13 protein-coding genes and 1 tRNA gene are annotated in these 12,329 nt (G+C 64.2%); 11 read left to right on the top strand and 3 right to left on the bottom strand.

The features are described from left to right. Window positions 1–7: 7 nt before the first annotated feature. Window positions 8–2,707, top strand: a complete 2,700-nt coding sequence (locus tag FQU85_RS11475) for a DNA-directed DNA polymerase (protein ID WP_145848021.1) — start codon at window positions 8–10, stop codon at window positions 2,705–2,707. Here the strand turns inward: FQU85_RS11475 and FQU85_RS11480 are convergent, their stop codons facing one another. Continuing rightward, on the bottom strand, window positions 2,708–3,454 hold the full coding sequence (locus FQU85_RS11480) for an SDR family oxidoreductase (protein ID WP_145848023.1): 747 nt from the start codon (window positions 3,452–3,454) through the stop codon (window positions 2,708–2,710). A 156-nt stretch (window positions 3,455–3,610) separates the two neighbouring features. Between FQU85_RS11480 and FQU85_RS11485 the strand changes: the two genes are divergently transcribed. The 10 genes from FQU85_RS11485 (at window position 3,611) to FQU85_RS11530 (ending at window position 10,896) form a co-directional block, all read left to right on the top strand. Beyond that, complete coding sequence (locus FQU85_RS11485; protein ID WP_145848025.1) at window positions 3,611–4,516, top strand: ABC transporter ATP-binding protein; 906 nt, start codon at window positions 3,611–3,613, stop codon at window positions 4,514–4,516. An 8-nt stretch (window positions 4,517–4,524) separates the two neighbouring features. Further along, on the top strand, window positions 4,525–5,952 hold the full coding sequence (gene sufB / locus FQU85_RS11490) for a Fe-S cluster assembly protein SufB (protein ID WP_145848027.1): 1,428 nt from the start codon (window positions 4,525–4,527) through the stop codon (window positions 5,950–5,952). Next, window positions 5,949–7,211, top strand: a complete 1,263-nt coding sequence (sufD, locus tag FQU85_RS11495; RefSeq protein ID WP_145848030.1) for a Fe-S cluster assembly protein SufD — start codon at window positions 5,949–5,951, stop codon at window positions 7,209–7,211. The genes sufB and sufD overlap by 4 nt, the downstream gene beginning before the upstream one ends. Before the next feature lie 168 nt (window positions 7,212–7,379). Continuing rightward, the gene (locus tag FQU85_RS11500) at window positions 7,380–7,874 is read left to right on the top strand and encodes a ferritin-like domain-containing protein (protein ID WP_145848032.1); all 495 of its coding nucleotides are present in this window, start codon (window positions 7,380–7,382) and stop codon (window positions 7,872–7,874) included. 72 nt (window positions 7,875–7,946) lie between these two features. Further along, the gene (locus FQU85_RS11505) at window positions 7,947–8,387 is read left to right on the top strand and encodes a metal-dependent transcriptional regulator (RefSeq protein WP_145848034.1); all 441 of its coding nucleotides are present in this window, start codon (window positions 7,947–7,949) and stop codon (window positions 8,385–8,387) included. Between the two features lie 37 nt (window positions 8,388–8,424). Then, window positions 8,425–8,778, top strand: a complete 354-nt coding sequence (locus FQU85_RS13645) for a hypothetical protein (RefSeq protein WP_145848036.1) — start codon at window positions 8,425–8,427, stop codon at window positions 8,776–8,778. Continuing rightward, a complete protein-coding gene (locus FQU85_RS11515) occupies window positions 8,753–9,547 on the top strand; it encodes an HNH endonuclease (RefSeq protein WP_240792429.1) in 795 nt (264 codons plus the stop codon). Before FQU85_RS13645 ends, FQU85_RS11515 begins: the two co-directional genes overlap by 26 nt. Window positions 9,548–9,635: 88 nt before the next feature. Then, a tRNA-Gln gene (locus tag FQU85_RS11520) sits at window positions 9,636–9,708 on the top strand. Between the two features lie 70 nt (window positions 9,709–9,778). Beyond that, complete coding sequence (locus tag FQU85_RS11525; protein WP_145848038.1) at window positions 9,779–10,096, top strand: hypothetical protein; 318 nt, start codon at window positions 9,779–9,781, stop codon at window positions 10,094–10,096. A 113-nt stretch (window positions 10,097–10,209) separates the two neighbouring features. Beyond that, window positions 10,210–10,896: an HD domain-containing protein gene (locus FQU85_RS11530; protein ID WP_145848040.1), complete on the top strand. Its 687-nt coding sequence runs from the start codon at window positions 10,210–10,212 to the stop codon at window positions 10,894–10,896. Here FQU85_RS11530 and FQU85_RS11535 read toward each other — a convergent pair. Together FQU85_RS11535 and FQU85_RS11540 are read right to left on the bottom strand one after the other, a co-directional pair. Further along, window positions 10,893–11,627 carry a TMEM165/GDT1 family protein gene (locus FQU85_RS11535; RefSeq protein ID WP_145848042.1) on the bottom strand — a complete coding sequence of 245 codons (735 nt, stop codon included), beginning with the start codon at window positions 11,625–11,627 and terminating at the stop codon, window positions 10,893–10,895. The two genes, FQU85_RS11530 and FQU85_RS11535, sit on opposite strands and share 4 nt — an antisense overlap. Continuing rightward, complete coding sequence (locus FQU85_RS11540; RefSeq protein ID WP_145848829.1) at window positions 11,624–12,292, bottom strand: metal-dependent transcriptional regulator; 669 nt, start codon at window positions 12,290–12,292, stop codon at window positions 11,624–11,626. The genes FQU85_RS11535 and FQU85_RS11540 overlap by 4 nt, the downstream gene beginning before the upstream one ends. Window positions 12,293–12,329 lie beyond the last annotated feature (37 nt).

The following is a 12,329-nucleotide window of genomic DNA, read 5'->3' on the forward strand; positions in this document are numbered from 1 at the left end:
AGACCCAATGCCTAACGCCAGCCTGACGGACTTCGACGGCGGCGGGGACGACGCGGACGCCGCGGGGGACGGCGACCGGCCCGCCGCGGAGGCGCGGTACATCGCCGGGGACGGCGACCCGGTCGTAAACGAAATCATCGACGCCGAGGAGGGCGCGCTCCCAGAGCCCGAGGGAACGGTCGACATCGCGGTGACGCAGGTGGATTACACCGTCGAGGGACAGGGAAGCCGGGAACGCCCGGTCATCCACGTCTTCGGCCGACGCGAGGACGACACGCCCGAACACGTCCGCGTGCACGGCTTCCGCCCCTACTTCTACACGCCCACGGACAGCCTCTCCGAGGGCGACCTGCAGGACGACGTCATCACTGGCAGCGAGGACGGCTACGAGAGCATTCGCGGCGAGGAGCTGACGAAGGTGTTCGGTCGGACGCCCCGGGACGTCGGACAGATTCGAGACCGATTCGACCACTACGAGGCGGACATCCTCTTCCCGAACCGTTTCCTCATCGACAAGGACGTGAACAGCGGCCTCCGCGTTCCGGAGCGCCGCGCCGAGGAGGACGGCGCGCTCGTCGCCCACCACGGCGAGGTCGAACCCCTGGAAGCCGAGGCCAGCCTGCGCGTGAACACGTTCGACATCGAGGTGGACGACCGCTCCGGGTTCCCGGAGGACGGCGAGGAACCCATCGTCTGCCTCACCAGCCACGACAACTACCGCGACGAGTACGTCGCGTGGCTCTACGACGCCCCCGACGCCGACGTCCCCGCGCCCGACGACCTCGCGGACTACGACCTGCTCGACGAGAAGGCGGACGCCTCGGTCGAGGTGCGGTCGTTCGACGAGGAGGAAGCGATGCTGGACGCCTTCCTCGCGTACATCGAGGACACCGACCCCGACGTGCTCACGGGCTGGAACTTCGAGGACTTCGACGCGCCGTACGTCATCGACCGCCTCGACGTGCTCGGGATGTCCTACGACCGGCTCTCCCGCGTGAACGAGGTGTGGACGGGCGGCTGGGGCGGCCCCGACGTGAAGGGCCGCGTGGTGTTCGACCTCCTGTACGCCTACCAGCGCACGCAGTTCAGCGAACTCGACTCCTACCGCCTCGACGCCGTGGCGGAGACCGAACTCGGCGTCGGGAAGGAACGCTACACGGGCGACATCGGCGACCTCTGGGAGCAAGACCCCGAACGCCTCCTGGAGTACAACGTCCGCGACGTGGAGCTCTGCGTCGAAATCGACCGCAAGCAGGACGTGATTCCGTTCTGGGAGGAGGTCGCGTCCTTCGTCGGGTGTAAGCTCGAGGACGCGACGACGCCCGGGGACGCGGTGGACATGTACGTCCTGCACAAGGTGCACGGGAGTTTCGCGCTGCCGTCGAAGGGCCAGCAGGAGTCCGAGGACTACGAGGGCGGCGCGGTGTTCGACCCCATCACGGGCGTCCGCGAGAACGTCACCGTGCTCGACCTGAAGAGCCTCTATCCGATGTGCATGGTGACCATCAACGCCAGCCCCGAGACGAAAGTCAATCCGGAGGAGTACGACGGCGAGACGTACGTCGCGCCGAACGGCACGCACTTCCAGAAGACCCCCGACGGCGTGATTCGGGAGATGGTGGACGAACTCCTCGAGGAGCGCGAGCAGAAGAAGTCGCGGCGGAACGACCACAGCCCGGACAGCGAGGGCTACGAGCGGTTCGACCGCCAGCAGGCCGCGGTGAAGGTCATCATGAACTCGCTGTACGGCGTGCTGGGCTGGGAGCGCTTCCGCCTCTACGACAAGGAGATGGGCGCGGCGGTGACCGCGACCGGCCGGGACGTCATCGAGTTCACCGAGCGCGCCGCGAACGAAATCGGCCACGAAGTCGCATATGGAGATACCGACAGCGTGATGTTAGAACTCGGCCCCGAGTTCTCGAAGGACGAGGCCATCGAGACCTCGTTCGAGATTGAAGAGCACATCAACGGCCGGTACGACGACTTCGCGCGCGACGACCTGAACGCGGACGAACACCGGTTCCAGATCGAGTTCGAGAAACTGTACAGGAGATTCTTCCAGGCGGGGAAGAAGAAGCGGTACGCGGGCCACATCGTCTGGAAGGAGGGCAAGGACGTGGACGACATCGACATCACGGGCTTCGAGTACAAGCGCTCGGACATCGCGCCCATCACGAAGGAGGTGCAGAAGGAGGTCATCGACCGCATCGTCCACGGGGAAGATATTGACAGCGTGAAGGACTACGTGCACGGTATCATCGAGGACTTCCAGGACGGCAACGTGGACCTCGACGACGTGGGGATTCCGGGCGGTATCGGGAAGCGCCTCGACAACTACGACACGGACACCGCGCAGGTGCGGGGCGCGAAGTACGCGAACCTCCTGCTGGGGACGAACTTCCAGCGCGGGTCGAAGCCGAAACGCCTCTACCTCGCGAAGGTTCGACCGGAGTTCTGGCGGCGCGTCGAATCGGAGAAGGGACTCGACCCCCAGACCGACCCGCTCTACGGGGAGTTCAAGCGCGACCCGGACGTCATCTGTTACGAGTACGCCGACCAGGTTCCGGAGGAGTTCGAGGTGGCCTGGGACACGATGCTCGATAAGACCCTCAAGGGCCCAATCGAGCGCATCCTCGAAGCGCTCGAAGTCTCGTGGGAGGAAGTGAAGAGCGGGCAGACCCAGACCGGCCTCGGCAGTTACATGTGACTACCAGTCGCTGAACTTATCGCGGCGGTAGAGGTCGATTTCGCTGGCGGTGGATCGTTCCTGTCGGGCGGCGAACGCGATTGCGTCCGCGATTTCCGCGGGGGCCGTGACCTCGCCCTCGTCGAACCGCTCCTCGAAGCTCTCGCCCAGCTCGCTCCCGAACTCGGTGCGAACCTCGGTGGGGTTGACGACGGTGACGCCCACGCCCTGGTCGCCGTACTGGGCTTCCACGCTGTGCGCGAACCCGCGCGTCCACCACTTCGTCGCGGCGTACACCGGGTTTCCCGGTCGCGGATACTGTCCGGCGAAACTCCCGACGAACACGAGGTTCCCCTGGGTGTCGACGAGGTGCGGGAGGGCGGCGCGGGTGGCGTAGAACATCCCGTCACAGTTCACGGCCATCATCGTCTCGTACGCGTCGGTGTCCATGTCCGGCACGTCCCCGTCTCCGCGGGCGAGGCCGGCGTTGTTCACGAGCACGTCGAGGCCGCCGAAGTGCTCTACTGTGTCCGCGACCAGCGCGTCCACGTCCGCCTCGTCAGTGACATCCGTCGGGGCGACGAGCGTGTCGGCGCCGTACTCGGTTTCGAGGGCGTCGGCGATGGTCTCCAGTCGGTTCGTCCGGCGGGCGGCGAGCGCGACGTTCGCGCCGTCCGCCGCGAGCGCGTGGGCGGTTGCGCGTCCGATGCCGGCGCTCGCGCCCGTGACGATAGCGGTGCGTCCGTCGAGGGGTGGTTTCTGACCCATACGGGCCGTGCGTCGGGCAGTGGTTTCGGTCTTTTCCCACTCCGCAAAACCGACTTTTACGGTTTCAGGAAATTAATTTGTGTTTGAGAAAACTTGACACCCGTGGATGCGTAAGCATTATGCGTCGCAAACCCCTCGTTTGATACGACTGAAGGCATGGCTACGCTAACACTACAGAACGTACACGCGGAAGTCGCAGAGGAGGGCGAGAAGATTCTCAACGGCGTCGACCTCGAAGTCGACTCCGGCGAGATTCACGCCCTGATGGGTCCGAACGGCAGCGGGAAGTCCACGACCTCCAAGGTCATCGCGGGCCACCCCGCGTACGAGGTCACCGAGGGCTCCATCACGCTCACGCTCGACGACGACGACTTCGGTGACGTCGACGAGATACCGGAGGACGCACGCGAGTGGGACCTCCTCGACCTGGAGCCGAACGAGCGCGCCGCGCTCGGCGTGTTCCTCGCGTTCCAGTACCCCGCGGAGATCGAGGGGGTCACGATGACGAACTTCCTCCGCACCGCGGTCAACGCGAAGCTCGAGGAGCGCGAGGAACTCCTGTTCGGCGAGGACGAGGAGGCCGAAGACGAGGAGGCCGGCTACGACACCAGCCCGATGGAGGGGCCCGCGGACGAGGGCGACATCGGCGTCGCCGAGTTCCAGCAGCTCCTCTCGGAGAAGATGGAGCTCCTCGACATGGACGAGAAGTTCGCGCAGCGCTACCTCAACGCCGGGTTCTCCGGCGGTGAGAAGAAACAGAACGAAGTCCTCCAGGCGGCCATTCTGGAGCCCGCAATCGCGGTGCTGGACGAGATCGACAGCGGTCTCGACATCGACCGCCTGCAGGACGTCGCGGACGGCATCAACGCCCTGCGCGACGAACAGAACACCGGGATCCTCCAGATCACGCACTACCAGCGCATCCTCGACTACGTCGAGCCCGACACGGTCCACATCATGCTCGACGGCGAGATCGCGATGGAGGGCGGCCCCGAGCTCGCGGCGAAGCTCGAAGACAAGGGGTACGACTGGGTGCGTGACGAGGTCTACGGCGCGGCCTAAACTAAATCATGAGTTCAGACGAACACCTCAAAGACACCGACACGGAAGCCCGCTTCGAGTTCAAGAAAGAGGAGAGCTCGGCGTTCGAGTCGGGGAAAGGACTGACCGAGGAGACGATCCGTCTCATCTCGGAGGACAAGGACGAGCCCGAGTGGATGCTGCAGCGGCGTCTGCGCGCGCTCGAACACTACCAGGAGATGCCGCTGCCGACGGACTGGCCCGGCCAGCCCGACCTCACCGGACTCGACATCGAGGAGATCGTTCCCTACATCCGTCCCGACATCGAGACGCGGGGCGGTGCGGAGAACTGGGAGGACCTGCCGGACGAGATTCAGGACACGTTCGAGAAGCTCGGCATCCCGGAAGCCGAGCGGGAGGCTCTCTCGGGCGTCGGCGCGCAGTACGAGTCCGAGATCGTCTACCAGAACATGCAGGAGCAGTGGGAGGAGAAGGGGGTCGTGTTCATGGACATGGACAAGGCCGTCCAGGAGCACCCGGAGAAAGTGAAGGAGCACTTCATGACGAAGAACGTGCCCCCGAGCGACAACAAGTTCGCCGCGCTCCACGGCGCAGTCTGGTCGGGCGGGTCGTTCGTCTACGTCCCCGAGGACGTGACGGTTCAGATGCCGATTCAGGCGTACTTCCGCATGAACAGCGAGGGCATGGGCCAGTTCGAGCACACGCTCATCATCGCGGAGAAGGGCAGCGAAGTCCACTACATCGAGGGCTGTAGCGCGCCGAAGTACGGCACGCACAACCTTCACTCCGGCGGCGTCGAAGTCTTCGTCGGCGAGGACGCGCACGTGCAGTACTCGACCGTGCAGAACTGGTCGAAGAACACGTACAACCTCAACACGAAGCGCGCCATCGTCGAGGAGAACGGCACGATGGAGTGGGTTTCGGGGAGTATGGGGTCGAAGGCGACGATGCTCTACCCCTGCACCATCCTCAAGGGTCGCGGCGCGACGGACAACCACATCACCATCGCGTTCGCGGGCGAAGACCAGGACATCGACACCGGCGCGAAGGTCTACCACAACGCGCCCGAGACGAAGTCCACCATCGAGTCCAAGTCCATCAGCAAGGACGGCGGCCGCACGAACTACCGCGGCCTCGTCCACATCTCGGACGGCGCGGAGAACTCCAGTACGTCGGTGGAGTGTGACGCGCTGATGTTCGACAACGAGTCCACGTCGGACACCATGCCGTACATGGAGATCGAGGAGTCGAAAGTGGACGTAGCCCACGAGGCCACCGTGGGTAAAATCGGCGACGAAGACGTCTTCTACCTCCAGTCGCGCGGACTGGACGACGACGACGCGAAGCAGATGATCGTCGCCGGGTTCATCGAACCCATCACGGAGGAACTGCCCATCGAGTACGCGGTCGAACTCAACCGCCTCATCGAACTGGAGATGGAGGGGAGTCTCGGATGAGCACGCAACTCCACGACGGCATCACCGAGGAGACGGTTCGGGAGCTCTCGGAAGAGCGTAACGAGCCGGAGTGGCTCCTCGAAACGCGTCTCGAGGCGCTCGACGAACTGGACAGCCTCGACTACCCGAGCGTCATCCAGACGCCGGGTCGGACGTGGACGAACCTCGAAGACCTCGACTTCGAGGCGCTCGTCGAACCGCACGAGCAGACCGAGGAGAAAGACCTCGAAGTGGACGCGGACGCGACGGTCGTGCCGTTCCACCGCGCGCTCGACGACGCCGACCTCGAAGAACTCGTGAAAGAACACTTCGGGTCTATCGTCTCGACCACCGAAAACCGGCTGACGGCGCTCTCCACGGCGCTGTTCACCACGGGCACGGTCATCTACGTCCCGAGCGGCGTGGACGCGGAGGACGTGAAGGTGCGGACGACGATGAACGGCCGGTCGCTGTTCAACTACACGCTCGTCGTCACCGACGAGAACGCGTCCGTCACCATCCTGGAGCGACAGGACACCGGCGACGAACTGGAGTCGCGTAGCGACGCCGAACGAGCGAGCGGTGACGAACCGCGAGCAGACGACGAGCGGTACTACTCCGGTATCGTCGAGGTCGCCGCGGGCGAGAACTCGTACGTCCAGTACGGGAGCCTGCAGGACTTCGACCAGCAGACGTACAACTACACGGTAAAGCGCGGCGACGCCGACACCTACAGCACCATCAACTGGATCGAGGGCAACCTCGGGAGTCGGCTGACGAAGACCGCGGTCAGCACCGAGCTCAACGGCGACAGTTCGGAGACGCAGATCGTCGGCGCGTTCTTCGGGCACGACGACCAGCACTTCGACCTCGAGAGCGCGGTCTGGCACCGCGCCGAGCACACGACCGCCGACCTCGTCACGCGCGGCGTCATCGACGACCACGCGCGCTCCGTCTACGAGGGCACGCAGGACGTCGGCCGGGACGCCTGGGACACCTCCAGCTATCAGCGCGAGAACACGCTCATGTTGAGCGACGAGTCCGAGGCGGACGCGTCCCCGAAGCTCATCATCAACAACCACGACACGGAAGCGAGTCACTCCGCGACGGTCGGTCAGATCGACGAGGAGGACTTGTTCTACATGAAGAACCGCGCGGTTCCGCCGCAGGCCGCGAAGAACATGCTCGTCGAGGGGTTCTACGTCCCCGTCCTCGAAGAGATCGAGGTGGACGAACTCCGCGACGACCTCGAACAGCGCATCCACGAACGCCTCCAGTAGGGGGGTTTTCTTTCGCGGCCGTGCTCAGTGTCGTGAGCGACAGCAGTGTCTGAGAAGCCGAACGAGTTCGACGCGCGGGACGCGGTGGACGCGAAGCGACTCGACGGCACTGTTTAAGTTCGCGCGGGACGACCCATCGAGTATGACGGACGGACGCCGAGGTGAGCCGTGAGTTCAGTCGCCGCACGCGTGGACTCGGACGACCAGCTCGCGCGCCTCCTCCAGATCGGTATCGTGCTCGAGGAGGTCGTGGAAGCCCGCGCGTACCAGCACTACCAGCGCCTCCCCGCGGACGAACGCGACGAACGCATCGAGGAACTTCTGGCGGACGCGCGCGAGGAATCACACCGCCATCGCGAACGCCTCGAAGCGCTCGTCGACGAACTGGACGCGGACAGCATTCCGTTCGACGACATTCAAGCACTCGTGAACGCCCAGTACGCACAGACGCGCCCGGACGACTTCGACGGCGTGCTCTACGACCAACTGAACGGCGAAGAAACGGCCTACAAGTTCTACGACGACCTCATCGACGCCATCGAATCGAGCGACACGGAGTTCACCGTCTCCCGCGACGACCTCTTGGGCGTCCTCCGGGCCATCAGGCAGGCCGAAGCCGAGGGCGTCGAAGAAGTCGCGAACCTCATGGAGGATCGCGTATGACGCGGGTGGTCGGCAAATGAACCGAACGAGACGCGAGTCTCGCGTGCGCACGCGGCCCACGGGGTGGTCTGCATGAACACAGCGAATCAATACCTGAAGACGATCTTCGTCGTCCAGCAGTTAGAGGACGGCCCGGCGTCCACGGGCGCGCTCGCGAACCGCCTCGACGTGAGTCCCGCGAGCGTGAACGAGATGGTCGGAAAGCTCGAGGATCGCGGGCTCGTGGTGCACGAGAAATACAAGGGCGCGTCTCTCACGGACGATGGAAAAGCCCGGGCAGTCGAAGCGCTCGGCACGTACTGCATTCTCGAACGCTTTCTCGCGAACGTCCTCGACGTCGAGGAATACCGAGAAGAAGCACGCCAACTCGAGCCCGTCATCGACGAAACCGTCGCTGACCGCCTCGACATGATCATCGACCGCGAACCCGACTGTCCCGCCTGCTTCGATCCCGAATCCGACGCGTGTGGGAAACTCGTCGAGGAACTCGAGGGCGTGCAGGCCGACGACTAGCCGCCACACCTACACCGCTCGCCTGCAAAGTAGGCGTATGGACGACGACCTCGGCACGGCGCGCATCGTCTACGACGACCCCGGCGAGGGAACCGTCGAACGCGAACTCCAGAACGAACACATCGCGTACTTCCAGGATCACTGGATCCTGAAAGTCGACGAAGACGACGGCAAGGACGTGGTTCGACGCATTCCCGTCGAACGCGTCCACTACGTCGAACGAACCGTCGAGACCTTCGAGGACGAAGTCTCCACGCTCAAGTCCCAGGTGGAGTCGTTCGCGGACGACGTGCGCGACACACTCTTCGGCGGCCGCGACCGAACCAGCGAGTCGAGCGACGTGACCCGAATCGACGTGGAGAGCGGTGACGACACCGACCGGCAGAAATAAATCGGCGAAAGTGACTATATCGCTGGGTTCGTGCTCGGTGCATGGAGTGTCCGACCTTCGGACTGAACAGGGCGTCCGCCAGCACCACACGAAAGTCCACGGCGACCCACTCCCGAACCGCACCTGCGCGGACTGCGAGCGCGAGTTCTACGACCCGAAATCCCGCCGCACCTACTGCGACGACTGTTACAGCGAGGGCGGCGAGAAAAACGGCAACTACCGGAACGCAAAAGAAAGCGCTACGTGTGAGAGCTGCAGCGACGCGTTCGGCTATTATCCATCCGAAAAGAAGGGTGTGTACTGTCCGGACTGCGTCGAGGAATCGGATGACTTTCTGGGCACGCCGTACGCGGACATCGTCGACGCGAAGCGCGTGACGCGCTCATGCGCCCACTGCGAAAGCGATATCTCCGTACTCGAAAGCACTCGTCGTCAAGGCCAGGGGCGATTCTGTAGTAACGACTGCCTCTACGCATGGGTGCGAAAAGACGGCGACGAACCCGCCTATAACGGCGGCTGGCGGGAAGCGAAGCGCAAAGCCCTCGAACGAGACGACCACACCTGTCAAAAGTGTGGTTCCGACGCGGAAGACCTAGGACAAGAACCAGATATTCACCACAGCAAACCGCTCAGGACATACGACGACCCCGAACAGGCCCACCAACTGGAAAACCTTGTCGCGCTCTGCAAACGCTGTCACATGCGCGTCGAACACGCAAGCGCCACGCTCCCACGGCGAGCGAAGCGCTCGTCTCGCAACGCATATTAAACTGGCATCCTGATTTCGAAGTGAAGTCCCAGGGCGTCGAACGGTTCCAACAAGCTGAGAGACGATCTGGGCAACGACCAAAGCACATAGTCCCGTGGTGTAGTGGCCAATCATAGCGGCCTTTGGAGCCGTTGACGGCGGTTCGAATCCGCCCGGGACTAGTATCAATATTTTTACATTTTCTTTGGTGGGAGCGGAGTGGTTTTCCTCGCCGAGCGTGTGACTGAGGGTATGAGTGTCTTGGAGTCGTTACCGGGGCGGGCGTTGAGTATGGGTGAAGTGGCGGCGTTGAACGAGTCGGACGCGTTCGAGCTCGTGGTGCCGGTGGAGCAGGAGGAGGCGGTGCGTGCGGAGTCGATGGAGGAGGTGACGGTGAGCGAGGCGGTGGTGTTGGTGACGGCGTCGTGGGCGAAGGCGGTTGTGTTCGACGACGAGTGGTCGGTGGTGGAGTCGGTCGAGTTGGAGGACGTGGAAGACCGGACGGAGGCGTTGTTGGAGTGCGAGCACGCAATCGAGGACGCGCGGTTGCCCGGCGAGCGCGCGAACTAGCGGGTCGCGGGTTCTTTCGGGGCGTGTGGGTGGCCTGCAAAAGGCTAAAGAGCGAAACAGGCCTTCTGTTACGTAATGAGTTGTACGTATCGGATTCGAACGGAGGTGCTGAGATGGGCGTTGAAATAAGGGAATCGCCGATCTCGTCGGACGAGCTCGCGGAGATGAAGGCGTTCGTCTCGGACTATCTCGCGGCGAGCGTGGAGAACGAGGACGACGGCGGGCGGATGCGGTGGTATCCGTGGCACTCCGCGGAGTACCGATTCAATCACATCCTGAACGTGACGGATCTCGCGGTCGAAATCGCGCGAAAGGAGGGCGCGGACGTGGACGTGGTTCGCGTCGCGTCGCTCTTCCACGACGTGGCGAAACTGGAGGCCGACCAAGACGTGCACGCGGAGGAGGGCGCGCGAGTGGCGCGTCAGTTCCTGGAAACGCACGGCGACTACCCGGCATCGTTCGTGGATCGCGTGTGTGACGCCGTCGCGAAGCACTCCTATCAGGGGTCGCTCGCAGATCTCTCGCTCGAGGCGCGGTGTCTCGTGGAGGCTGATCTTCTGGATAAGGTCGGCGCGAACGGCACGGTGTTGATGCTGTTGCGGATGGGGTACGAGGCGCGGACGCACATGGATTCGGCGGAGATGATAGAGCGCGTGTACGAGCGCGGCGAGAAGGCCGTGAGCCGTGTGGAGAGCGACGCAGCGGAGTCAATCGCGCACGAGCGGTTGAAGCGCGTGCGGTGGTTTCGCGAGTGGCTGGAGGGCGAGGTCACGCGGATGGAGACCGAAGAGCGCCTCTAGGCGGCGTGGTAGCGCTCGGCGGCCGCGCCGACGCAGAAGAAGAGCGCGGCGACGACCGCGACGATGAGCGCGAGATCGTCGATGAGACCGAAGACGAACACGCCGAACGCGGCGAACACGATCGCGGACGCGGCTTCGATGTAGAGCGAGGGGAGGACGCGTTCTGCCTGTTCTCCGATGAGTGCGTCGACGCCGGTGCGGAGCGCGAGCGCGGCGACGACGCCGAGGAAGACGGATGCGAGCGAGTTCGGGAACGTCGCAGCGAGCGCGATGGTGAGGAGTTGGGTCTTATCGCCGAACTCGGCGAGGCCGATGAACGTGAACCCGGTGAGGGTCGGGCCTCGACCGTCGGTGAGTCCACGGAGCGACGCGGGGACGACGCTCGCCGATTGGACGGAGTCAATCGGGTCGGCGCGCGCGGTGTTGAGGACGTTCAGGAGCGTCCACGCGGCGAACAGGAGGAAGAGACCGCCGGTCGCGACGGTCATCGCGGACGCGGGGACGACGCGCGTGATGGTGCTGCCGAACACGACTTCGAGCGCGCTCCACGCGGCGAACGCGGTCATCGCCCCGACGAAGATGCGTTTCGCGTCGTACTTCGTGGCGAGCGTGACGACCGCGAGCTGTCCCTTGTCACCGAAGGTCGCGAGGAGGTTCGCGAGGAACGCCGCGAGGAACGGCCCGTAGTGGGCGTACTGTTCGATGACCCCCTGGAGGCCGGTCGCAGTCATGGCTGTGTTTCAGCGGCGGGACGAACGCGGATGGTCGCGGCGACCGATTCTGGGAGCGTCACCGTCTCGCCCTCGATGTCGAGGACGAGCGTGCCGATGGGCGTGGTATCGGAGACCGTGAGCGTGGTTCCGGGTTCGACGCCGACCTCGGAGAGGTAGCGGAGTTCCTCGTCGTCGCGGTCGCTCACGCGCGCGACCACCACCTCGTCACCGGGTTCCGAACCGGCGAGCGAGACGGTGTCGTCCTCCGTGAGTGTGAGGTCGGCGCTCGGAATGGGGTCACCGTGCGGATCCACGCGGGGGTCGCCGAGCGCGTCCGCGACCCGGCGCTCGAACTCCTCGCTGATGTGGTGTTCGAGCGCGTCCGCCTCGTCGTGTACCTCCGACCACTCGTAGTCGAGGTGTTCTGCGAGGTAGGCTTCGAGGAGGCGGTGGTGGCGCAGGACTTCGAGCGCGACTGCGTCGCCGTCCTCGGTGAGTTCGACGCCCTTGTACTTCTCGCGGGTGACGAACCCGCGGTCTTCGAGTTTCTCGAGCATCGAGGTGACGGTCGGCGAGGTCACGTCGAGGGCGTCCGCGACGGTCGAGGTGCGGACGGGCGGGCCGTGCTCGCGCTGGAGCATATATATCGTCTTCAGGTAGTCTTCCATCACGTCGGAGAGCATCACGTATCCAGAAATTAGCCTCGTCTAACTATGAAGT

Origin of the sequence: Salarchaeum sp. JOR-1 (genome assembly GCF_007833275.1) — an archaeon.
GTDB lineage: Archaea > Halobacteriota > Halobacteria > Halobacteriales > Halobacteriaceae > Salarchaeum.